Origin of the sequence: Micromonospora sp. DT43 (assembly GCF_049841645.1) — a bacterium.
Taxonomy (GTDB): Bacteria; Actinomycetota; Actinomycetes; order Mycobacteriales; family Micromonosporaceae; genus Micromonospora.
In genome coordinates this window covers 341,512-363,865 of the sequence record NZ_JBNCKR010000003.1, presented here as the reverse complement: position 1 = coordinate 363,865, position 22,354 = coordinate 341,512, and the positions used below count along the sequence as shown (strand labels likewise).

23 protein-coding genes and 1 tRNA gene are annotated in these 22,354 nt (G+C 70.4%); 16 read left to right on the top strand and 8 right to left on the bottom strand.

The features are described 5' to 3' along the window. The first annotated feature begins 129 nt into the window (after positions 1-129). The 4 genes from ACLQ26_RS09465 to ACLQ26_RS09450 are packed head-to-tail and all read left to right on the top strand — an operon-like array spanning position 130 to position 3,073. The gene (locus ACLQ26_RS09465) at positions 130-711 is read left to right on the top strand and encodes a sigma-70 family RNA polymerase sigma factor (protein ID WP_425744078.1); all 582 of its coding nucleotides are present in this window, start codon (positions 130-132) and stop codon (positions 709-711) included. Between the two features lie 31 nt (positions 712-742). Beyond that, on the top strand, positions 743-1,267 hold the full coding sequence (locus ACLQ26_RS09460; protein WP_425744077.1) for a MauE/DoxX family redox-associated membrane protein: 525 nt from the start codon (positions 743-745) through the stop codon (positions 1,265-1,267). After that, on the top strand, positions 1,260-1,976 hold the full coding sequence (locus ACLQ26_RS09455; protein WP_363679100.1) for a DsbA family protein: 717 nt from the start codon (positions 1,260-1,262) through the stop codon (positions 1,974-1,976). Before ACLQ26_RS09460 ends, ACLQ26_RS09455 begins: the two co-directional genes overlap by 8 nt. Then, positions 1,973-3,073 (top strand): hypothetical protein, encoded by a 1,101-nt coding sequence (locus ACLQ26_RS09450; RefSeq protein WP_425744076.1) that lies wholly within the window; start codon positions 1,973-1,975, stop codon positions 3,071-3,073. Before ACLQ26_RS09455 ends, ACLQ26_RS09450 begins: the two co-directional genes overlap by 4 nt. On the opposite strand, the gene ACLQ26_RS09445 is transcribed toward ACLQ26_RS09450, so the two are convergent. From ACLQ26_RS09445 to ACLQ26_RS09430, 4 genes are read right to left on the bottom strand one after another with little or no spacing between them, the layout of a single operon-like run. After that, positions 3,049-3,807: an energy-coupling factor ABC transporter ATP-binding protein gene (locus ACLQ26_RS09445; protein ID WP_425744075.1), complete on the bottom strand. Its 759-nt coding sequence runs from the start codon at positions 3,805-3,807 to the stop codon at positions 3,049-3,051. The genes ACLQ26_RS09450 and ACLQ26_RS09445 overlap by 25 nt on opposite strands. After that, a complete protein-coding gene (gene cbiQ / locus ACLQ26_RS09440; protein ID WP_425744074.1) occupies positions 3,804-4,574 on the bottom strand; it encodes a cobalt ECF transporter T component CbiQ in 771 nt (256 codons plus the stop codon). Before cbiQ ends, ACLQ26_RS09445 begins: the two co-directional genes overlap by 4 nt. Before the next feature lie 15 nt (positions 4,575-4,589). Beyond that, positions 4,590-5,036 (bottom strand): PDGLE domain-containing protein, encoded by a 447-nt coding sequence (locus tag ACLQ26_RS09435; protein ID WP_425744073.1) that lies wholly within the window; start codon positions 5,034-5,036, stop codon positions 4,590-4,592. Further along, a complete protein-coding gene (locus ACLQ26_RS09430; protein WP_425744072.1) occupies positions 5,033-5,749 on the bottom strand; it encodes an energy-coupling factor ABC transporter permease in 717 nt (238 codons plus the stop codon). The genes ACLQ26_RS09435 and ACLQ26_RS09430 overlap by 4 nt, the downstream gene beginning before the upstream one ends. Positions 5,750-6,011: 262 nt before the next feature. Between ACLQ26_RS09430 and bcp the strand changes: the two genes are divergently transcribed. From bcp to ACLQ26_RS09405, 5 genes are all read left to right on the top strand, one after another. Further along, on the top strand, positions 6,012-6,488 hold the full coding sequence (gene bcp / locus ACLQ26_RS09425) for a thioredoxin-dependent thiol peroxidase (RefSeq protein ID WP_425744071.1): 477 nt from the start codon (positions 6,012-6,014) through the stop codon (positions 6,486-6,488). A gap of 31 nt (positions 6,489-6,519) precedes the next feature. Beyond that, the gene (locus ACLQ26_RS09420) at positions 6,520-6,891 is read left to right on the top strand and encodes a hypothetical protein (protein ID WP_425744070.1); all 372 of its coding nucleotides are present in this window, start codon (positions 6,520-6,522) and stop codon (positions 6,889-6,891) included. Then, on the top strand, positions 6,885-7,073 hold the full coding sequence (locus tag ACLQ26_RS09415; RefSeq protein ID WP_425744069.1) for a hypothetical protein: 189 nt from the start codon (positions 6,885-6,887) through the stop codon (positions 7,071-7,073). Before ACLQ26_RS09420 ends, ACLQ26_RS09415 begins: the two co-directional genes overlap by 7 nt. Next, positions 7,059-7,141: transfer RNA gene (locus ACLQ26_RS09410), tRNA-Leu, on the top strand. Before ACLQ26_RS09415 ends, ACLQ26_RS09410 begins: the two co-directional genes overlap by 15 nt. Before the next feature lie 91 nt (positions 7,142-7,232). Further along, the gene (locus tag ACLQ26_RS09405) at positions 7,233-7,760 is read left to right on the top strand and encodes a GNAT family N-acetyltransferase (protein WP_425744395.1); all 528 of its coding nucleotides are present in this window, start codon (positions 7,233-7,235) and stop codon (positions 7,758-7,760) included. 48 nt (positions 7,761-7,808) lie between these two features. Here the strand turns inward: ACLQ26_RS09405 and ACLQ26_RS09400 are convergent, their stop codons facing one another. Further along, positions 7,809-8,855 carry an expansin EXLX1 family cellulose-binding protein gene (locus tag ACLQ26_RS09400; RefSeq protein ID WP_425744068.1) on the bottom strand — a complete coding sequence of 349 codons (1,047 nt, stop codon included), beginning with the start codon at positions 8,853-8,855 and terminating at the stop codon, positions 7,809-7,811. A gap of 109 nt (positions 8,856-8,964) precedes the next feature. Beyond that, positions 8,965-9,783, bottom strand: coding sequence for an MOSC domain-containing protein (locus ACLQ26_RS09395; RefSeq protein WP_425744067.1), 819 nt, complete (start codon positions 9,781-9,783; stop codon positions 8,965-8,967). 329 nt (positions 9,784-10,112) lie between these two features. On the opposite strand from ACLQ26_RS09395, the gene ACLQ26_RS09390 reads away from it, so the two are divergent. Together ACLQ26_RS09390 and ACLQ26_RS09385 are read left to right on the top strand one after the other, a co-directional pair. Continuing rightward, entirely contained in the window at positions 10,113-11,201 is a 1,089-nt protein-coding gene (locus tag ACLQ26_RS09390) for an LCP family protein (protein WP_425744065.1), read from the top strand. A gap of 330 nt (positions 11,202-11,531) precedes the next feature. Beyond that, complete coding sequence (locus tag ACLQ26_RS09385) at positions 11,532-12,836, top strand: sugar transferase (RefSeq protein WP_425744394.1); 1,305 nt, start codon at positions 11,532-11,534, stop codon at positions 12,834-12,836. 9 nt (positions 12,837-12,845) lie between these two features. On the opposite strand, the gene ACLQ26_RS09380 is transcribed toward ACLQ26_RS09385, so the two are convergent. Then, positions 12,846-14,102 carry a DUF1501 domain-containing protein gene (locus tag ACLQ26_RS09380; protein ID WP_425744064.1) on the bottom strand — a complete coding sequence of 419 codons (1,257 nt, stop codon included), beginning with the start codon at positions 14,100-14,102 and terminating at the stop codon, positions 12,846-12,848. 14 nt (positions 14,103-14,116) lie between these two features. After that, positions 14,117-15,385: a DUF1800 domain-containing protein gene (locus ACLQ26_RS09375; protein ID WP_425744063.1), complete on the bottom strand. Its 1,269-nt coding sequence runs from the start codon at positions 15,383-15,385 to the stop codon at positions 14,117-14,119. Between the two features lie 435 nt (positions 15,386-15,820). Between ACLQ26_RS09375 and ACLQ26_RS09370 the strand changes: the two genes are divergently transcribed. Genes ACLQ26_RS09370 through ACLQ26_RS09350 form a run of 5 tightly spaced genes read left to right on the top strand, consistent with a single transcriptional unit; the run spans position 15,821 to position 22,294 of the window. Next, entirely contained in the window at positions 15,821-17,086 is a 1,266-nt protein-coding gene (locus ACLQ26_RS09370; RefSeq protein WP_425744062.1) for a glycosyl transferase family 1, read from the top strand. After that, positions 17,079-18,590: an O-antigen ligase family protein gene (locus ACLQ26_RS09365; RefSeq protein ID WP_425744061.1), complete on the top strand. Its 1,512-nt coding sequence runs from the start codon at positions 17,079-17,081 to the stop codon at positions 18,588-18,590. Before ACLQ26_RS09370 ends, ACLQ26_RS09365 begins: the two co-directional genes overlap by 8 nt. After that, positions 18,520-19,557: a glycosyltransferase gene (locus tag ACLQ26_RS09360; RefSeq protein WP_425744060.1), complete on the top strand. Its 1,038-nt coding sequence runs from the start codon at positions 18,520-18,522 to the stop codon at positions 19,555-19,557. The genes ACLQ26_RS09365 and ACLQ26_RS09360 overlap by 71 nt, the downstream gene beginning before the upstream one ends. A 53-nt stretch (positions 19,558-19,610) precedes the next feature. Beyond that, positions 19,611-20,741, top strand: coding sequence for a glycosyltransferase family 4 protein (locus ACLQ26_RS09355; protein ID WP_425744059.1), 1,131 nt, complete (start codon positions 19,611-19,613; stop codon positions 20,739-20,741). Between the two features lie 2 nt (positions 20,742-20,743). Then, positions 20,744-22,294, top strand: a complete 1,551-nt coding sequence (locus ACLQ26_RS09350) for a lipid II flippase MurJ (RefSeq protein WP_425744058.1) — start codon at positions 20,744-20,746, stop codon at positions 22,292-22,294. Positions 22,295-22,354 lie beyond the last annotated feature (60 nt).

Genomic DNA, 22,354 nt, shown 5'->3' with positions numbered 1-22,354 from the left:
CGCACGAGGGGTCGCGTGTCATGAGCAGGTAGTCGAACGGCGGCGGGAAAAAGTTCCCGACGTGGTGCAGACCATCCAGGCGTCGAAGAATCCTGACGCCACCCCCGGCGGCGCGTAACCTGGTCTGTCGTGATCCCCGTCCCGCGTGACTCCGCAGCCGCCGGTGCGACAGATGACGTCGCACGGGACCCGGCGACCGAGTCGGCCCTGACCGCGCGCGACGGCGACCCCGCAGCCCAGGCCGTGTTCGTCCGCCTGACGCAGGCCGAGGTGTGGCGCTTCGTCGCCGCCCTGGTGGGCCCGGACAGCGCCGACGACCTCACCCAGGAGACGTACCTGCGGGCGTTTCGGGCCCTGCCGGCGTTCGAGGGCCGATCCAGCGTCCGTACGTGGCTGCTCGGCATCGCCCGACGGGCCTGCGCCGACCACCTGCGGACGGTGATCAGGCGTCGTCGTCTCGACGAGCGGCTGGCCGCGAACGCGTACACCGACCGTCCGCACCCCGACCCGGCCGGGCAACTCGGGGCCACCGACCTCGTGCGCCGGCTGAGCCCCGAGCGCCGCGCGGCGTTCGTGCTCACCCAACTGCTCGGTCTGTCGTACGCCGAGGCCGCCGCCGTCGAGGGGGTGCCGGTGGGCACCATCCGCTCCCGGGTCGCCCGGGCCCGCGACGAGCTGGTCGAGGCCGTCGGCGACGCCCAGACCGGTTGAGCCGGAACTTCCGGCACGGACGGGACGACAAATGAACGTGACAGCACCCCCCACCCGGGCCGGCCGTTGGGCGGCCGTCCGGCCCTGGCTCAGCACGGCGGCCCGCCTCGGCCTCGCCGCCGTCTGGTTGGTCGCCGGGGCGTCGAAGGTCGGCGACCTGGCCGCCTCCGGGCGGGCCGTGAACGCCTACCAGGTGCTGCCCTACGACGTGGCGACAGTGGTAGGCGCCGCGCTGCCCTTCGTCGAGCTGGCCCTGGGCGTGCTGCTGCTGCTCGGGCTGGCCACCCGGCTCAGCGCGGCCGTCTCCGTCGCGCTGCTGCTGGTCTTCGTCGCGGGGATCTCCTCGGCCTGGGCGCGTGGCCTGGCCATCGACTGCGGCTGTTTCGGCAGCGGTGGGCAGCTCGCCGAGGGACAGGCCCCGAGTTACCTCCCGGAGATCCTGCGGGACCTGGGATTCTTGGTGCTGGCCGGATTTCTGGTGATCTGGCCGCGTACGCCCGTCTCGGTGGACGGGTGGCTGTCCGCCGAACCCGCCGTGGAGGACGAGGATGAGTAGTCGCAAGGGGCAGCGGGACGCGGCCCGGGTGGTCCGCGAGCAACTGGCCCGCGAACGGCGCCGCCGCCGCACGCTCTGGGTCTCCGCCGCCGCCGTCGCCGTGCTTGTCATCGCCGGCCTGATCGGCTGGAGCGTCTGGTCCAGCCAACGCTCGGACAGCTTCACCACCCCGCCCGGCGCGAACGGGCCCGGCACCGGCATCGTCACCGGCGGCGGGCCGGTCACCGTCGACGTCTACGAGGACTTCCTCTGCCCGGTCTGCAAGCAGTTCGAGCAGAGCACCGGTGCGACGCTGGAGCAGCTGGTGTCCGACAACAAGGCGAAGGTCGTCTACCACCCCGTCGCGTTCCTCAACCGCTTCTCCACCACCGAGTACTCGACGCGCTCCTCCGCCGCCTCCGGCTGCGCGGCGGCCGGCGGCAAGTTCCGCGAGTACGCCAAGGCCCTCTTCGCCAAGCAGCCACCCGAGGGCAGCGCCGGGCTCGGCAACGACGAGCTGATCGACATCGGCGTCGGTGTGGGATTGGACCGGGGCTCGTTCGGAGGCTGCGTCTCCGACGGCACGTACAAGACGTGGACCGAGCACGTCACCGACGAGGCCGGCCGCAGCGAGGTCACCGGCACGCCCACAGTCCTGGTCAACGGCCAGCCCCTCGCCGACCGCAGCCCGCAGGGCCTCACCGCAGCCGTGGCGGCGGCCGGCAGGTGATCCGTACGCTGCTGGCGCGCGCCACCCTGATCGCCGCCACCGCCTGCGCGGCGACGCTGCTCACCGCGGCGCCCGCCGCCGCGCACGGCGCGGACGCGCCGGACGGCACCGACTACCGCACACGTGTCACAGGCGTCACGCCGGCCCGGCCCGGCCTGACGGTACGGGTGATCGAGGCGGGCGCCCGACTGGAACTGACCAACCGCACCGGCCGGGCGATCGAGGTGATCGGCTACTCCGGCGAGCCGTACCTGCGCGTCGGCCCGGACGGCGTGTACGAGAACAGCCGGTCCCCCGCCACCTACCTCAACCGCACGCTCGCCGGGGACACCGCGCTGCCGGCCGACGCGGACCCGGCCGCCCCGCCGTCCTGGCGGCGCGTCGACGACGGGGCCACCGTGCGCTGGCACGACCAGCGGGCCCTGTGGCAGGAGTCGGCGCCACCCGACGCGGCACGCCTCGCGCCGGAGAGTGCGCACCGGGTACGGGACTGGACGATCCCGCTGCGCGACGGCGCAGACCCCGCGCAGATAGCCGGCACGCTGGACTGGGTACCGCCGCCGGACGCGTACACCTGGTGGACCGTGACAATCGTCGGCCTGCTCGCGGTGGGCGCGCTCGGGCTGCTCGCCGCCGCCTCCACGGCCGGCGCCCGGGCGCTGTCCGCGGTGGGCGTGCTGCTGCTCGTCGGCGGCGCGGTCGCCGTGCTCTACCCGGTGGGGCGGGAACTGGACGCCGGCGCCGAGGGCGTCGGCGGGGTGCTCGCCGGCCTGCTCGGCGGTCAGGTCTGGGCGCTGCTCACCGGCCTGGGCGCGCTCGCCGCCGGTGGTTACGCGCTGGCCCGCCGCCCGGCCGCCGACTTCGCGGTGGCGCTTGCCGGCGCCTGCCTGGCCCTCTTCGCAGGCGTGGCGAACGCGTCGGTGTTCACCCGGTCGGTAGCCCCGGTGCCGTGGTCAGCCGAGGTCGCCCGCGTCATGGTGGCCGCGGTCCTGATCACCGGCGTCGGCGCGACAGCGGCAGGCGTCCTCCGCCTGCACGCCGCCTCCCGCGCCGCCACAGCACCATCGGGGCGTTACGGCCGGGGGGTGAAGCCATAGGGCAGTTCGAGGCGGTGGCGCGCCAGCAGGGGTTCGTCGCCCAGCAGATCGAGGGTGGGGGCGTCGGCGACGATCCGGCCGCCGTCCAGGATCACCGAACGTTCGCACAGCTCCGCCGCGTACGGCAGGTCGTGGGTGACCATCAGCAGGGTCACCGGCAGGCCGCGCAGGATCTCGGCCAGCTCGCGCCGGGCCGCCGGGTCCAGGTTCGACGACGGCTCGTCCAGCACCAGGATCTCCGGATGCATGGCGAGCACCGTCGCCACCGCCACCCGCCGGCGCTGCCCGAACGAGAGGTGCTGCGGCGCCCGGGACCGATGCTCGCTCATCCCGACGGCGGCCAGCGCCTCGTCCACCCGGGCGGCCAGCTCCGCGCCGCGCAGGCCCAGGTTGGCCGGCCCGAACGCGACGTCCTCCGCCACGGTGGGCAGGAAGAGCTGGTCGTCCGGATCCTGGAAGACGATGCCCACCCGGCGGCGCACCTCGGCCAGGGTGGCCCGGTCCGGCGTGACGGTCAGCCCGCCGACGTGCACGCTGCCCTCGGTCGGGGTGAGGATGCCGTTGAGGTGCAGCACAAGCGTCGTCTTACCGGCGCCGTTGGGCCCGAGCAGCGCCACCCGGTCACCGCGCGGCACCGTCAGGTCCACCCCGTGCAGGGCCACGTGCCCGTCCGGGTACGCGTACCGGACACCACGAACGTCCAGCGAGAGGGCTGTCTGCACGACACCGATCATGTCAGCACGACGGCGGTCGCGGCGATGGAGGCCGCCACCACCGGCACGGTCGCCGCGACCAGCCACTGACCGGCGGTCGCCGCGCCGTCGCCCTGCCACACGGCGGGCATCCGCCCCGTGTAGCCCCGCGACAGCATTGCCAGGTAGACCCGCTCGCCGCGCTCGAACGCGCGCAGGAACAGCGCCCCGATGCCGGCGGCGAAGCCGCGCAGCTGCCACAGGAAGCGTGGGTCGTCGCCCCGGGAGATCCGCGCCACCCGCATGCGTCGCGCCTCGCCGACCAGCACGTCGAGGTAGCGCAGCATGAACGTGGCGATCTGGGTGAGCACCTGCGGGCAGTGCAGCCGGTCCAACCCGACGATCAGGTCCCGGGTGGTGGTGGTCGCCGCGAGCAGCAGCGAGGCGAGCACACCGAGGGTGCCCTTGGCCAGGATGTTCCACGCGCCGTGCAGGCCGTCCTCGGACAGCCGCAGCCCCAGCACCTCGACCCGCTCGCCGGTGCCCAGGAACGGCAGCGCCACCGCGAACAGCACGAACGGCAACTCGATCAACGCCCGGCTGAGCAGCCAGCGCGGCCCCACCCGGGCCAGCGCCGCCACCGCCGCCACCAGCAGGGCGTACGCGCCGAAGGCCCAGAACGCCTCGCGCGGGGTGGCCACCACGGCGATCGTGAAGACCACCATCGCCACGATCTTGACCTCGGGCGGAAGCCGGTGCACAGGCGAGGTCGACTCGCGGTACAGCACGTGCCCGTGACCGGCACCCATCGACGTACCCCCTGCTCAGCTGGTGCGGCGCGCGGCGGTGACCACGTCGCCCGTCGCGCCCTCGGCGGCCGTCGCGTCGCCGGTGGTCGGCGTGCCGTCGGCCGTGTCGTCGCCAGTGGTCGACGCGTCGCCCCGGCGGCGCAGCAGCCAGAACCCGCCGGCGCCGATCGCGAACGTCACCAGCACTCCGAGCACCCCGGAGAGGCCTGTCGAGACGAAGCTGTTCCGGATGCCCCGCACGCCGTAGTCGGCGAGCGGACTGTCCCCCAGCTCGTGCTCGCGGGCCTGCTGCGCCGGGCAACTGCCACCGACGATGTTGTCGTCGGCGTCGACGGTGCAGCCCTTGAGCAGGGACGAGTCCAGCCCGTCCGGGTGCGACGAGGCGTAGTTGCTCACGACTCCGGCGAGCAGCAGGGCGACCAGCAGACCGCCGGCCAGGAACGCCCAGGTTCGGTTCTTCATCGGACACCTCCGGAGACCTCGACGGCAGGGGTGGCGGAAGTGGGCAGCGCGCGCAGCGCGTACACCAGGTCGGGGCGCACCTTCGCGACGGTGAGCACCGTGGTCGCGGTGATGAGGCCCTCGCCGATGCCGATCAGCAGGTGCACGCCGGCCATCGTGCCGGCCAGGCCGGCGAGGTTGCCGCCCAGGTCGGTGGTGCCGCCCAGCCAGTACTCGACGACGAACCCCTGGGACGCGACCACCACGCTGAGAAGCGCCGCGACGAACGCCGTGACGGCCAGGCCGGCGCGCGTGCGCGGCAGCACCCGCAACAGCACGGCGATCAGCAGGTACGCGGCGGCGGTGCCGATCAGCGCCATGTTGGTGATGTTCAGGCCGAGCATCGCCACACCACCGTCACCGAAGATCAGCGCCTGCACGACGAGCACCACGGCCACGCAGAGCGCGCCGACCCACGGCCCGACAAGCATCGCGGCGAGCGCGCCACCGAGCAGGTGACCGCTCACACCGGCCGTGAAGATCGGAAAGTTGAGCATCTGGACGGCGAAGATGAACGCCGCGACCAGGCCGGCCATCGGGGCGAGCCGGTCGTCCAGGTCCCGCCGGCCGCGCAGCACGCAAGCGGTGAGCGCGGCGAGCGCCAGGGCCGCGAAGACCGCCGCGACGGGACCGTCGATGATCCCGTTCGAGATGTGCATCGCCAGTGTCTCCACGCGACCTCCCACGCGTCAGCGGACCCGTTCCGGGACCGGCGGGGTCAGCCTATTTCCTAGGACTTGTTGTTGCCAGAGTCTGGCAACAAGGCATGGCCTTGATCACCTTCGCCGCGCCGCTCCTGTTGGTGATCGACTCGCTTTTCTGGAAACCGGGGTGTCCGCGGCTCGGGGACACCCCGGTTTCGCCGAAGGCGAGTTGATCGACGCGCTGGAGCGCCGCCGACGCCGACACCGGCGCACCCGGCGGTAGGGTCGGGCCATGACCGCGCCCGACCGCCTCTCCCCCGGTGACCCCGCACCCGAGTTCACCCTCCCCACCGACACCGGCGAGCAGCTCTCCCTGGCCGACCTGCGCGGCCGCAAGGTGGTCCTGTACGCCTACCCGGCGGCGATGACCCCTGGCTGCACCAAGCAGGCTTGCGACTTCCGCGACTCGCTCGCCTCGCTCCAGGCCGCCGGCTACGAGGTGGTCGGCATCTCACCCGACAAGCCGGAGAAGCTGGCGAAGTTCCGTGACCGCGACGCCATCACCTTCCCGCTCGTGTCGGACACGGACAGGGCGGTGCTCACCGCGTACGGCGCGTACGGCGAAAAGCAGCTGTACGGCAAGACCGTCACCGGCGTGATCCGCTCGACCTTCGTCATCGACGCCGACGGCAAGATCGAACGCGCGCTCTACAACGTCAAGGCCACCGGGCACGTCGCCAAACTCCGCCGCGACCTCGGCCTGGACTGACCCTGTCGTACGGTCTCGTTACCGTGCGTCAATGGTTCGGTACAAGTACACGCCCGAGACGCTGGCGCAGGCGGCCGCCGCTGCACGCAACATCACCGAGGTGATGCGGCTGCTCGGCGTCCGGGTCAGTGGCGGCTCCCACGCGCACATCAGCCGGCAGCTCAAGAGGTTCGGCGTCGACACGTCGCACTTCACCGGGCAGGCACACAACCGAGGCGTACGGCGGACGACATCAGCACAGCTCCTGGTCCAAATGCCCGAGGGGTCCCGACGGACGCCAGGTGTGCGATTGAAACGGGCCCTCGCCACACTCGGCGTGCCGGAGGAGTGCGAGGCATTCGGGACAGGGCCGGTCTGGCGCCGGACCGTAGCTGGCGTTCCCGGGCTCATCGCGACGTGGTGATCGAACAGGCGCTGGCCAACCCGGATGTCGGGCCGAAGCGGCTGTCGGGGATCCTGCGCAGCCTGCCCGACGGGCAGTGCACGGTGGGCCACGGCACGATCTCCACCATCCTCAAGGAGGCGGGGCTCAACACCGTCGAAGCCCGACGCTCTAGACTCAGCGAGTTGGCGGGAGTGGCGTAACGGCAGCCGCGATAGGTTTAGGTCCTATTGTCCGAAAGGGCGTAGGGGTTCGAATCCCCTCTCCCGCACAAGCCAACGCAGATCTCGTGCGCGGGGCCCGCTGTCGAACGCGTCACGGTCGCGGGCCACGAGCCTGGTCGAGCAGCCAGGATGGGCGCCGTGACTCTGCGCTTCGTCCTCGATCCCGAGCTGACCCCACGGCTGCGCGCCGAGATCGTCGCCCTCTGGGTGGACGTCAGCAACGCCGGTGGCGCTGTCGGCTTCGTACCCCCGGTCACCGCCGCCGACGTCCGTACGATCGCCGACCCGACGTTCGCGGGTATCGCCGACGGGCTCGACCGGCTGCTGGTCGGGTACGACGGCGACCGGCCCGTGGCGGTGCTGGTCTTCTGCGACAACCGGTTCGGCCTCAAGGCGCACTGGTGTGTGCTGAAGCGGGTGATGGTCCACCCGGACACCCAGGGTGCGGGCCACGGGTCGGCGCTGATGCGCGAGGCAACCCGGCTGGGCCGGGAGCTGGGTCACGAGGCGCTGCACGTGACGGTGCGCGACGGGTTGGGGCTGGACGGGTTCTACCGCCGTCTCGGGTACCGGGAGATCGGCCGGCTGCCGGGCGCGCTGCGGGTGGCACCGGGCGACGACCGCGACGAGATCCTCATGTGGCTCGACCTGACGCCAACCGACTGACAGATCAAACACGCCAGGCCGGCGGCCACACCGCGCCGACAAGCCAGGTCAGCCGCACCAGCGGGCGGTTGCCCCGGCCGGTCGGGTGGAGGGCCCGTCGGCGACCGGGGTGGCCGGGGTGTTCGCCTTCGCCACCTCGGCCGGGCGGCGCGCCGGTGTCGGCGTACCGCCGGGTCGGGCCTTCGGCGGGCGGGCCGTCGCGGACGGGCGCGGGGTCTTCGTCACGACGCCACGCTCGTACATCCGCACCACACTTGTCTGGACCTGGCCGGGCGCCATCCGGATGCCGGAGACGGTGACCCGGTGTCCGTACACGTCGGTGACCCGAACGCTGTACGGGCCGGGACCCGCGCCGGAGGCCAGCAGCCAGTAGTTGTAGTCCTGTCGGGCGGTGGCGTGCCACGGGCCGTCGCCGCCCTTGCGCACCTCGACGGCGCGCAGTGGGTTGCCGTGGTTGCCTACCCGCACGGCGAACCAGAACTGCGACGCGCCCTCCTTGATCCGGAAGGTCAGCGGACCGGGCAGCGGAGGGTTGACCACCGCGCGGTAGGTGACCTGGACGAGGCCCTGGACCGGGTCGGCGATCCGCGCGAACGCCTCCCGGGACAGGTCGAGGTGCCCCGGCTCGCACTCCGGGCACTGATCCATGATCAGCACCCGGACGGTGCCCTTCGGGCCGGTGACGTCGAGGAAACCGCCGCAGGCGGCGCCGGCGGCGTACTCGGTGGGGCCGAGCGCGACGTAGAGTCGGTTGGCCGGCGCCGCGGGGTTCGAGCAGTTACCGCCGGCGCCCTTCGAGTCGTAGAAGGTCGCCTTGCCGCTGTGGGTGGCGGTGCCGGTGGGTGGCGCGGCGGCGAGCGTCCGCCCGGCCGCGCAGGCCGGAGCGGAGCCGGACCGCAGGGCCAGGGTCAGCCCGAGCGCCGCCGCGAGCACTGTGACGCCGGCAGCGACCAGCCAGGGCATCGGGCCCGACGGGGACGCGGGCCGGTCGTCCGGAGCACGGTCCAGGTCCAGGTCGATGTCGACGCCTCTGACGTCGACGCCTCTGACGTCGCTGCTGCTGTCGACGCCGCCGGGAGCGCTTCCGTCCGTCACGTCGGCGATGCTGCCGGACCCGAGTGTGACCGGACAAGCCGACTAAGCCAAAGCTAAGACAGCATCGACGGACGGTGACGGTCTCTCACCTGACCGCTGAGCCGGCTGGTCAGGGTTCGATGACGACCCGGTCGCCGACAGCCAACGGGCCACTGTCGACGGGCACCACGTTCAGTCCGAAGAGGAGCTTCCGGCCGATGTTGCGGTGGCGGCCGAGAGTGCGCAGCGGTTCCTTCCCGCGTACCCCGGTCTCCTGGTCAGTCGTGGTCACCACGCAGCGGTCGCACGGCCCGGCGGCGCGCAGCCGCAGGTCGCCGACGCGCAGCGACCGGCCGGCCCAGCCGTCCTCGGCCCAGGCCGGTGCGCCGTCGACGACCAGGTTGGGTCGGAAGCGGGTCATCGGCACCGGCTCCTCCCCCGCCTCGGCGAGCCAGCCGTTGAGCGCGTCGAGAGAGGCGGCGTTCGTCAGCAGCAGCGGGTAGGCGTCGGCGAAGCTGACCCGGTCGCCGGTGTCGTGTTCGCGCGCGTCCGCGGCCAGGTGCCGGGCCGGGCTGGCCAGCCAGACCAGTCGGACCGGCCGGCCGAGGAGCGCACCGAGCCAGGCGTCGGCCGGCGGGCCGGCGGGCAGCGCGGGCACCCGGATCGTCCGGCTGCGGAAGGTCCGCACCGGCACCGGGTCGCCGCCGGCCGGCTCCGGCACGTCGAGGTCGGGCTGCCCGTCGGCGCGCAGCACCAGGCCGCCCGGGCGCACCGTGGCGCGCAGGCCGACCAGCCGTGTGGTCTCCCGCTGGGTGACGCCGACGCCGTCGGCGTCGACCACCATCCAGCGTCGGTCGCCGGCCAGGCCCCACGGCTGCACGAACGCGTCGTCGTGGTCGAGCCGGTGACAGCCCTTGACGGGGTACGTGTGGATCGAGGTCAACCGCACCCGTTCACCATGCCACGCCGACGCCGTCGCCGGGATACCAGTGGTTGGCGGGCTTTCCCGGTAGGCGAGGAACGGCGACCGGTGCGCTCGGCGTGCTCCGTGAGCACGTTGGTGGTGGTGACATTGTCGGGAAGCAGAACCGCGCCAGGCGCGATTCGGTCACACGGCGTCGGAGCTTCGTTGCGTCCACGGGCCGGTTCTCACCAGGTCCAGCCGCACGATGGCTGGAAATGTCACCGATCGCCGGCCGACGATCCTCCACCATCGGCGGGCGTTCCTGGCCGGACGAGGGTACGCGGGCCGGAACGTGAATCAGTAGCATCGCCGCTATGGCGCGTGCAGACCAGACCGCAGAACTGAACCTCCCGGCGAACACGGGGCCGGTCGACCCTGGGCAGCCAGATGATGGCGAGCAGATCGCCTCCCCGTCGCCACGGCCCCGGCGGCGGTGGAAACGGATCGTCCTGATCACCCTCGCGGTCGTGGCGTTGCTCGCCGGCGGTGGCGTGGTCGCGAGCGGGCTCTACTTCCGTTCCATCAACTCCGACATCGAGCGGGTCGACGCGTTCGGCGACGTTCCCGAAGAGTCGCGTCCCCAGCCCGTGGCGACCGGCGCCATGAACATCATGATCCTCGGCAGCGACTCCCGCGACACGGAGAACAGCTCGGGCTCCCGTTCGGACACCATCATCCTGGCCCACCTTCCCAAGGACCGGTCCAGCGCTCAGCTGATCTCCATTCCCCGCGACACCTGGGTGCACGTGCCCAAGTCGAAGGAGGGTCGCGGCGGCACCGACGCCAAGATCAACGCGGCGTACGCCTGGGGCGGTGTCCCGTTGATGGTCCAGACGGTGGAGGAGTTCACGAACGTCCGCATCGACCACGTGGCGATGGTCGACTTCTCCGGCTTCAAGGAGATCGTGGACGCGCTGGGTGGTGTGGAGATCGACGTGGAGCAGAACTTCACCTCGACCCACTCGCTCAACCCCGATGGCCGGCGCGAGTTCACCAAGGGCCGGCAGACGATGGACGGGGCCGCGGCCCTCGACTACGCCCGTGAGCGTTACGCCTTCGCCAACGGCGACTTCGCCCGGATCAAACATCAGCAGCAGGTCATCAAGGCCATTCTGGACAAGGCGGCCTCCGGCGGCGTGCTCGCCAATCCCGCCAAGCTGAACTCGTTCGTGAAGGCCACGGCCAACTCGGTGGCCGTCGACCGTTCCCTGTCGCTGGTCGATCTGTCAATGGAACTTCGTCATCTCCGGGGCGGCAACCTCGCGTTCTTCACCTGCCCCACCAAGGGGACGGGCCAAATCGGCAGCGAAAGCGTCGTGATCGCGGACAAGGGCAAGGCGCAACGCGTCTTCGACGCGGTTCGCCGCGATTCGGTGACCGACATCGCGTCCGCCGCAAAGTAGGAGACAGGATTACCGTGCCGGCTCTGGTGGTGCAACTGACGCGGTCGTAACCTTCGATCGCCCCCTGGCTATGAATTTGCGCCTGAGGGCTCACGGGGGAGGATCACCATGTCGAGCCAACCGGTCATGAGTTACCCGGGTACGAGACGGACGGAGTTCGGCGGCGCGCCGCCGCAGGCGGAGGCGCAACACGACGCGAGCAACAGCCCTGTCGCCGACCCACCGAAGATGTCGGCGACAGCGTCCGTCCGTCCCGGTCTGGACACGACAGCGGTTCTGCCGTACGCGGGATCCCGCGCGTCGAAGCGCACGCGCTGGCTACGAGCGTGGATGTTGACGGCGCCCATCGACGTCGTCGCGCTGCTCGTTCCCTTGCTGCTGACCCAGGACTACTGGCGGGGGACGCTGGCCAACGCGGCGCTCACCGTGGCAATCTTCGCGTCCGGCGGGCTCTACCGGGCCCGGCGGCACGTCGGCATTCTGGACGAACTGCCGAGCATCTGCGGACGGTTGCTGGCCTCCGCCGCCGTGGTCGCCATCATCGCGGCTGAGCGTCACGACTCGGTGCACTACGTGGGCGGGTTCATGCGCGGCGTCGCGCTCTCCGCCGGCCTGGTGATCGTCGGCCGGGCCTTCAGCAGGGCGCTCACCATCGTCGCCCGCAAGCGCCGGTGGGTGGAGCACAACACGATCATCATCGGTAGCGGCCCGGTCGGTCTGGAGCTCGCCCGGCTGCTGCGGCGCTACCCGCAGTACGGCCTGCGGTTCGTCGGTTGCGTCGACGTCGCACTAGGCGAGGGCGTCGGGTCGGTTCCCTTGATCGGCACTCTGGACGATCTCGAAAAGCTCACCGACATGCTCGAATGCGACGTCCTGGTCATCGCCGATCCGGATTGTTCCGAGTCGGTGTTGATGGACATCCTGCTGCGGGCGGTCAATTCGCGCTCCGACCTCTGGGTGGTGCCGCGTCTCTGGGGATCCCGGTCCCTGGGCGGATATCCCGACCACATCGGCGCGATACCGATCGTCAAGATCGGTGATACCAGGCTCTCCGGCCCTCGATGGATCGTCAAACGGGCATCCGATGTGGTCTTCGCCGCGGTGGCGTTGCTCGTCCTCAGCCCGGTGCTGCTGCTGTGCGCGGTTGCGACGTTTCTCGACGGTGGGCGGGGGATTTTCTTCTATCAGGAGCGGATCGGTCGATACGGCAGGCCATTCAAGGTCATCAAGTTCCGTTCGATGCAGCCCACCGACGAGAGCGAGTCGCAGACGAACTGGTCCATCGCGCACGACCAGCGGGTCGGGTTGGTCGGCCGGTTCATGCGGCGGACGTCGCTCGACGAACTGCCCCAGCTCTGGAACATCCTGCGCGGCGAGATGAGCGTGGTCGGCCCCCGGCCGGAACGGCCGCACTTCGTGGAGAAGTTCTCGGTCGAGTACCCCACCTACGCGATGCGCCACCGGGTCCCCGTTGGGCTCACGGGACTCGCCCAGGTCAGCGGCCTGCGTGGCGACACACCGATCTCGGACCGGGCAAGGTTCGACAACTACTACATCGAGAACTGGTCGCTCTGGCTGGACTTCAAGGTCGTGCTCCGCACCGTCGCCGAGGTGTTCCGCGCTGGTGGCCGCTGACGGTCGGCATCAGCGCATGAGCAGCGGCAGCAACTGGGCCCGGTAGCCACCGAGGTAACGGTCCGGATCGCTGGCCAACACGCTGGCCAGCACGGTACCGAAGACGTCCCGGAAGTCCGTCGTCGCCTTGAGATCGCCGTCATCCAGGTCGGTCAGGCTCGGTTGCTCACCGTAGAAACCGCCGGCCACCGCGTGGCCGAGGACGAACACCGGCCCGGCCGTGCCGTGGTCGGTTCCGTCGGAGGCGTTCGCCCGGACCCGCCGGCCGAACTCGCTGTAGACCACCACGGTGACTCGTCGGCCGGCCTCGGTGCGGCCCATCCGGTCCACGAAGCCGCTCAGCGCCTCGTCGAGGTCCTTGAGCAGCGTCTCCTGCCACACGCGCTCGCCCGCGTGCGTGTCGAACCCGCCAAGACTCACCGAGTAGACCCGGGTGGGCACCTGGAACTCCACGCACCGGGCGACGAGCGCCAACTGGGCGACGAGTGCGTTGTCGCCGCCCGTGCCGGTCGCCTGGACGACGCTCCCGCCGGTATGGCCCTGCTCGTCGGTTCCGCTCGCGGCTTCCTGCACCACACGGTTCATCGTGATGAGGTCCGCGTAGCTAGCCGCTGCCCGCGCCTGCATCTCCGACTCGCCGGGCTCAGCCCGGCCGAGTGCCGAGACGGCGGCGGGCGAGACGCCCGGCGGCAGGGTGAGCCCTCGGTAGCTCACGCAGGCGCCGATGCGGGACTTACCCACCAGCATCGGCGGTAGGGCCGGCTCGAAGCTGACGGCCGTCTCGGTGGCGGCTTTCGTCGCGTCGAGCCAGCGCCCCACCCAACCGGTTGGAGCGGGAGTGCCGGGCGACGCGGTCTGCCAGATGTCCATCGACTTGAAGTGGCTCCGATCCGGCTTCGGGTAGCCGACGCCACGCACGATTGCCATCTTCCGGTCGTCCCAGAGCCGTTTCATTCCGCGCAGCACCGGGTTGAGGCCCAACGCGTCGTCGAGGCGCAGCACCTGCCCCGGCGCGTAGGCCAACTCCGGCCGGGCGCTGTGGTAGGCCGGGTCCGCGTACGGGATGACCGTGTTGAGCCCGTCGTTGCCGCCGTAGAGGGTGACCAGAACGAGCGTTGGCAGGCCCTCCTGGGCATCACCGGCCCTGGTCTTCTCACCACTCTTGAGCAGTTCGTGGAAGCCCAGCACTCCCGCGCCGGCCGCCAGCGCGCCACCGCCGACAACCCCGGACGAGATGAGGAACCGCCGTCGGGTCAACGCATTCATGTCCACACATCCACTTAGGTCACCAGGTACTCGGGACTGACCAGCCCGAGTGTCAGCTTCATTCGGTCATCTCGGGCGTCGCGCAGCACGGCGTACGTCCGGTTGGTCCATCGTTCGACGCAGAGCAGTTGCGCCACGGCTTCCGGTGTCAGGGAGCCGGGCTGCACCAGACCAACAAGCATGCTGGCGATTCTCAACCGGACCTGGGCGGCGGCCGAGGTCAGCCAGGCAGCACCTGCCGGCCACCCGCCGACGCTCGGCGGCGCGAACGGACGCTGACCCAGCGCTTCCATCGCCCAGTAGATCTGCGTGAACACCTGCTCGGGCATCGCGGCCGGCCGGACCCCCAGGTGACGCATCGCGCCGACCAGCCACTCGACGGGTTGCAGGACCATCGTCCCGCGAGTCGCCTGGAACGCCTCGTCAGCGAAGAGCACTCGCAGCATCGCCATCGGCGCCGGGAAGGCCTCCGCCATCGCGTCACGGGTGTGCTCCGGGATGGGCTGGGTGGCCGAGGCGTACCGGAACCACAGCCGGGACGCGATGAACCGCCGGCAAGTCGGTTGTTCCAGCAGGAGGTCGACGAGACTGGGCGCGTCGAAGTTCGCGGTGACGCCGAGGACCTTCTTGCGACCGGTGTCGCGGTGCTGAGGATCGGAGACCAACGACTCACGGTCGAGGATGACCCGCCAGCCAGTCAGTGCGCGGCCAGCCTCCTTGACGTCCTGCTCGGTGTACCGGCCGACACCGAGCATGAACAGCTCGAACAGTTCCCGGGCGAGGTTCTCGTTCGGTGCCGCCTTCTTGTTGTGCTGCCCGTCCAGCCAGTACACCAACGCCCGGTCGAGCACCATGTGGTGAGCCAGCTCGGCGAAGTCGCGGGCCTCCCGGAACGCGTGCAGTTGCCCGAGCATGAGCTGCGGGCTGCGGACCTTCGCCACCGAGGTCGCCCAGTGCCCGTGCCAGAAGAACACCAACTTTTCGACCGCCTGGTGATCTGCCACGGTCATCCGATCGAGCCACCAGCGCGCGAGGGACACCGTCTGCTCCGTACGCCGGCGGTTTCCCTCGGCCCGCTGTGCGTCCGTCGGCCGGGGCATGCGGGTGAACGGATCGGGACCCAGGTCGGGAACCGGTGCGCTGGTCGCGCCGACATCCGGCCCGGCAGGGGCGACCAACCCCGTCAGCGTCGCCGCGTAGCCGAGTTGCCGCGCGGCGCCCACCTCCGCCGCGGTGGGGCCGAACCCGGCCCGCCGAAGCAGAAGGACGATGTCGTCGGTCATCCGTCCACACTAAGGAGTGTCACCGTTGTCCGGCGACAGGCCTGAGCCCTTCCCACGTCGAAAGGATCTGACCAAAGAGTCATTTCCTCAGTGTTCCCGAGTAGCCCATCTGATCCCAAATGCCTACAGAAGGATTGAGTAGCGTTCTGACTTAGCTTGTCGGCGTCGTCACCGGACGCTCCAGCAGTCCGGTCCATCATTGACAGAAGGGCCGGCGCTGAGGTCTATTAACCCGGGCTTGACGGGGGCGGCCCTCGCTGCCGTCGTCTGCGGGTGCGCCCGGCCACCTGTCGAGGCTGGCGAAACGCACCCAACCGAACGGGGATCGGGTTGTAGCGGAGTGCTTCCTGTCGTGCACGCACCACCGCTGCCGCGCGGTCTGCACACCTGCGGCCGCAGCGCGAACATGTGGCCGGACGAATCCGGAAGAGACACGTGACGACACCACCTTCGCCGCCGGACCCCCTCTCCGGAGCCGGGTCGGCAGCACCGACGATCCTCGTCCTGGGCACCGCCGAGTGGAATGCTCAGATCGCCACGAACCAGCACTACGTCGTACGGGAACTGGCCCGTGACTCTGACACCTACTTCGTGGAATCTCTGGGTCTACGGCGAGTGAGACTCGACTCGAAGGACGTCACCCGCATCGCCAAGCGGCTGCGACACGCTGTCGTCGGCCATCAGAAGACGGCGGCCTACCGTCCCGTCCCCGAGCGGGCCACGGTCATCTCGCCGCTCATCGTGCCGATCCACCAGGGGCCGACCCGCTTGCCGAACCGACTTCTCCTGGAACGTGCCGTGGCCGAATGGCGGCGAAGCCCGAGCCCTCGGATCCTTTGGACGTTCACCCCCGTCACGTACAGCTTGGAGCAGTACGCGGACTTCACCCTCTACCACTGCGTCGACATCCTTCAGGCCTTCCCCGGCATCGACGCCTCGGCCGTGTCCGTCGGCGAGCGGAACCTGGCCGAGCGGGCCGACCTGACCATCGGCACCAGCCGGGCCGTCACCGCCCACCTGGCCGCCGTCGGGTTCTCCGAGGTCCTCACGCTGCCGAACGTTGCCGAGATCGATGTCTTCTCCGCCGCGAGCCAGCCGGCGGCGCAGCGGCTTCCCGCAGCACTGTTCGCGGGTAACCTCTCGCCACACAAGCTGGACTTCGAACTGCTCCGCACGTTGACAACCGCACTTCAGGGGCACGGCGAGCTTCTCCTCGCCGGCCCGATCGCGGCGGGCGGCGGCGGGTTCGACCGCGAACTGGCCGAACTCGAACGCCTCGGCGCCAGGTACCTGGGAGTACTGACCCTCGACCAACTCGCCGCCGCCGCGGGCACGTGCAGCGTCGGGCTGATCCCGTACGCGCTGAACGACTACACCGCCGGCGTCAGCCCGCTCAAGTGCTATGAGTACCTCTCGTCCGGCTTGAACGTGGTCAGCACCCCCATCCCCGACGTCGTAGAGACGGCGGGGGCCACCAAGCACATCACTGCCGCGAGCTCCACCGGTGACTTCGTCGACCGGGTGCTGGCCACGATCCGCCCTGACACGGACGACGTAATCAAGGCTCGTGTCCGATATGCCGGCGACTTCGGCTGGCGCTCTCGGGGCGGCCTCCTGCGCGACATCGCACATCGCATGCCACGACGCGCCGCCGAGGTCGTGGCGCAGCCCGCGGGCGAGACTGGAGGCATCCGTGGCTAGGGCACGCTCAGCCGCAGCCTGGGCGATCGCGACCGGATCGACGCCGGCGGCGGCAGCCTGCCTGGTGCTCTTCCTCGCCCTGCCGCAGTTCTACCTTCTACCCAAGGGCAGCACCGACATCGCCGCGTCGACGGTGGTCACCGTCCTGCTGGTCCCGGGAGTCCTCCTTGCGGCCCGTCGCGGCTCGGGCATCGACCTGCTCCGCCTCGGCTTCTTCCGCGTCCTCGTGGCGCTGCTAGTGGTACGGATGCTCGCGCTGGCCTGGTCGCCGGATCCACGGGCCGGTCTGCCGCTTATCGCGCTGCTCGGCCAGTTCATCGTCACGCTGACGCTGATGCTCCAGGCTGTCCGTCAGGACCCCGATCTGCCGCGCCGATTGGCGCGCTGGTACTGGCCCTGGGTCATGGCGGAGGCGGCGATGGTGCTCACCTTCCGGGTCCTGCCTGACGTGGAGGACGCGTTCCTGCGTTCCGTCGGTGGGATCGTCGCCGGGCAGAACACCGTCGCCGCCCTGTTTGGGGACAGTCCCAACAACGTCTTCGACGAGGCGAAGTCCGGCGGGGTGTTCGTGAACGCGAACGTCGCCGGACTGTTCCTCGGTGTGAACGCGATTGCCGCGTTCGCCTTCGCGGCTGCCACCCGGGATCGGTGGACGCGGGTGGTGGGCTTCGTCGCGCTGGCGGCAGTGCCGATCACCGGCTCGAAATCGGCGACGATCCTCGCGGTCGTCCTACCCGCGATCGTGCTCGCCGTCCAAAGGGTCGCCCGTAAGCGCGGGTCGGGGTCGGCCCGACAGAACGTCCGCCACTGGCCGACCGGCCGCAGAGGCCGTCAGCTGTTGCTCGGGCTGGGCGGCGCCGGTCTGCTCGGTGCGGTCGCGGCCGTGCTGCTCGCCGCCAACCTCGGCTTCACCGATGCGCTGGCCAAGTCCCTCGGCGACCGGGCGGCCATCTGGGGCTTCGGCGCGGAGGCGTTCCTGCGTGACCCGCTGCTCGGCCTCGGCTACGGCGGCTGGGATGCCGGCTTCGGGACATACGCGCGAGAGCACGGCATCTACCGCAGCTTCCCGCCGCACAACGTCCTCCTCGCGGCCTGGGCCGCGACAGGTCTGGTCGGCCTGGTGTTGACCGCCGTGTTCTTCACGCTCGCGTTGCGGCTCGCCGTCCGCGTCGTCACCAACGGCGAGCCCCGACACCGGGCGATCGCGCTCTGGACCACCGCGGCCATCGCCTGGACGCTCATTCATGGGCTGGGTGACAACACCGAGATTTTCGGTGACATCCACCTCATACCTATCCTTTCGCTGCTGGTCGCCTTCCTTGTCGGGGGCGGCCGCGAGGAGGCGAACGACCATGCGACTGCCCGCCGTTGGAATCCTGCGACATCAACAGTTCCTGCCCTCGGAGACGTTCATCCCGAGCCAGGCGCTGGCGATGCGCCGCTTCCGACCGCTGTTCGTGGGCCGGGATCTGGTCCCGAAGCGGCCTGGGACCGAATCGATTAGCATCGCGGAGTTCGGCAAGCCGGCCGTCCTGTCGTACACGCTGACGCGCCGCTCCGAGGCGCTGGTCGGCGCCCTCGCGGAGCGCGGCACCGCCTTGCTGCACGCCCACTTCGGCGTCGAGGGGGTGTACGCGGTCCCCACCGCGAAGGCGCTTGGAGTGCCACTGGTCACGACCCTGCATGGCTTCGACGTCACGGTCACCCGGGCGAAGATGCTCGCCTCGAAGAAGCCTTCGTGGTTGAACTACGTCACCTGGCGCAACTCTCTCTTCACCGAGGGCGCGGTGTTCCTCTGCGTGTCCGAGCACATCCGCCGCCGCGCGGTGGAGTGGGGATACCCCGCGGATCGGTGCCGCGTACTGCCCATCGGCGTGGACGTCGACGCCATCCAGCCCACCGGTCCTGTCGAGGTGCCCCGCATCCTGCACGTCGCGCGGCTGGTGGAAAAGAAGGGAACGCAGTACCTGCTGCGGGCGTTCGCTGACGTGCGGAAGGCGATTCCCGGCGCGGAGCTGACGCTCATCGGTGAGGGTCCGCTTCGCGACCCGCTCGGCGCGCTCGCCCGGGAACTCGGCATCGAGGCATCGGTGCGCTTCCTGGGCGCCCAGAAGCACAGCGACACCCTCCAGTGGCTGAGCCAGTCGACGTTGCTCTGCCTGCCGAGCGTGACCGCCCAGGACGGTGACCAGGAGGGACTGGGCATGGTCCTCCTGGAGGCAGCCGCCTCCGGCAAGCCGGTGATCGGCACTCTCCACGGCGGGATACCGGAGGCGGTGACCGACGGGGCGAACGGCTTCCTGGTGCCCGAGCGGGATGTCGCGGCCCTCGCGGACCGGCTGATCGAACTGCTGCGGGACAAGCACCTCTGCGACCAACTCGGCAAGGTCGGGCGGCAGACTGTCGAGGACCGGTTCAACCTGCGCCGGCAGACCGCGAAACTCGAGTCGTTGTATAGCGATCTGCTGTGATCGGGTCAATTCTCATCCATTCCCGGTCGACGCCGCACCATCACACCGGCGGGATGGAAACCCTCGCTTGGCGACTGGCCGCCGAGTGGGCCAGGAACGTGCCGCGGGTGCACATGGTCACCACGGCGATTCCGGGCCGGACCGGCGCGTTCACCGAGGACGGCGTCCAGGTGACGCCGTTGGCCCGCACCCGACCGGGCCGCTACTCCCGCGCCTGGTGGGAGGAGTCCCGGGCCCACTGGGCAGCGATCGGCACCCCACCGGGGGTGGTCTTCTCGGTCAGCGCCGGCTCCTACTCGGTGGTCCGGGAGCGGGCCCTGCACCCGCACACTCCGTTCGTGCTCCAGGCCCACGGCACGTCCGCCATGGAACTCGGGTCGAAGCTGCGGGCACCCACCGCGCGTTCCCTGGCCGGTACGCCCAAGAACGCCCTCTCGCTGGTCCGCGACCTGGCCCGGTATCGCGACTTCGACCGCCTGATCGCGGTCGGCGAGAACGTGGTCGAGTCGCTGACAGCGGCGCCGCAGAACTGGTCGGCGACGCCGGGCAAGATCCGCCTGATTCCGAACGGTGTCCGGGCCGAGGACCACGCCTTTGACGGCGCGGCCCGGGACCGGATCCGGCGCGCTCTGGGAATCGACGAGGCGACGGTGCTGGTCAGCTGCGTCGGCCGGCTGCACGTGCAGAAGCGGGTCGACCGGGCCCTGCATGCGGCAGCGGCTCTCCGCGACCGTGGCCTCGGCGACCGGTTCCGGTTCCTCATGGTGGGCGATGGCCCGGACGACGGGCGGCTGCGCGGCCTGGTCCGCAAGCTCCACCTGGAGAAGATGGTCGTTTTCACCGGACGGGTGGACGCGGACGCGGTGCCCGACTACTACTCGGCCGCGGACGTGTCACTGCTCACCACCGCTCGACTGGAAGGGCTTCCGATGGCGGTGTTGGAGGCGTTGGCCAGCGGCCTGCCCTGCGTCGTCACGTCCGGGTCGATCCGATCCGAGGCGCTGAGCCGGGTCATGCACGAGGTCGACACGTCGAACTCCGACGCTCTTGCCGACGTGGTGCTGAAGGTGACCGCGGACCGAGCGCCGCGGAAGAATCTGCTGCCCCCGGCCTTCCTGCTCGACCAGTGTGCCCGGGAGTACCTGGCGGACTTCGCGCACCTGATCACACAGCGCCGAGCCTGACCATGGGCAAGATCTTCTTCCGTCTGGTCCTCGGCGGCATCGCCGGCAAGATCCTCGGCCTGCTCCGCGAGGTGCTGCTGGCCGCGCTCTTCGGGGCGGGGCGGGTGGTGGCAGCCAACCGGATCGCGCTGACTGCGACGTTGATTCCGATCAACTTCTTCACCGCCGACGCGCTGACTGCGGGCTTCCTGCCCCTGTACGTGCAGTACCGCCAGGAGCGGCCGGCGATGGCGCGGACGCTCTACCGTGCGGTGCACCTGCTGTTGGCCGTCTTCTCGCTGCTCTTGACCGTGGCGCTGATCTTCGGGCGGGACCTGTGGGTTGGGCTCCTGGGGCCGGGGCTGGATTCGCACACGGCGGACATCGCCGCGGCCATGCTCGGCATCGCCGCGCTAGGCGTGCCGTTCTACGTTCTGTACAACCTCAATACCCTGGTCGGCCTGGCCAACGACGACGTCCGCCTGATCAACCTGCGGCCCTCGTGCCAGAGCGTCGGGCTGATCGTCGCCACCGTGATCGCCTGGAGGACCGGGCACGTTTCCGTGCTCGCGTGGGGCTTCACGGTGCCGTACATCGTGCTGTGGGGTTGGGGCGCCTACTGGATCCGCCGTCAGGGCTACCTGCACGGAGGCAACGACACTGGTTCGCACCGCCTGGATCGGGCGGCCACCAAGGTGGCCCTCGGGATGTTCTGGCGACGCCTGCGGCCACTGCTGCTGATTCCCGTGATCCTGCAGGGCTCGATCGCGGCCGAGCGGGCCGTCGGCTCGCTGCTCGGCGTCGAGGTGGTGGCTGCCACCGAGTACGCACGCTTCGTGGTCGACTCGTGCATGGCCCTGCTCGCCGCCCCGCTGGGTCTGGCCGGCCTGGCGTCCTTCGCCCGCATGAAGGCCGATGAGGTGGGTGCCGGGCTCCGCCGACTGATCCCGCCGGTGATCCTGGTGGCCGTCCCCCTCGCCCTGATCCTGTCGCTGAACAGCCGGGGGATCGTCACCCTCCTGTATGCCCGAGGCCAGTTCGACGAGCGGGCGGTGGACGTCTCATCGGTGCTGCTGTTGGGCTTCGCGCTCGGGATCTGGGCACACGTCCTCGGCTACACCTTCGTAAAGGTGCTGAACGCCCGAGGGGCCAACTTCCAGGTCGCGATCGTGATGGCGCTGTCGTTCGGCATTCCGATCGCCGTGAACCTCCTGCTGTACAAGCAGTGGGGGGCCTTCACGATCGGCGCGGCCTCCTCGATCGGCGGCGTCCTGATGTTCCTCATCTCGGCGAGGTGGCTGTCGGTGCTGGGCTACAGCACACGCCTGCTCGCCATCGCGCTGCCCGGCGCGGCCGTCGCCGCAGTAGCCGGATATCTGCTGGCCGGCGCCGGGCTGCTACGCCTCGTCGCATCGTGCGTGGCCATCCTGCTGATCTGGACCGGCTACGTAACGGCCGTGCCCTCGCTTCGGCGTACGTTCCTGTCGTTCGTCCTGAAGAAGCCCGGCCGCAGCACGGACGAGCCTCAGCCTGACGGCCTGGTGGCAACCAAGAGCGCAACAGGCGAGCAGTGACCATCTCGGCGGCCCGGTACGGCCGGACGCCGGCGGCCCGTGGGATGAGGAGCAACCAGT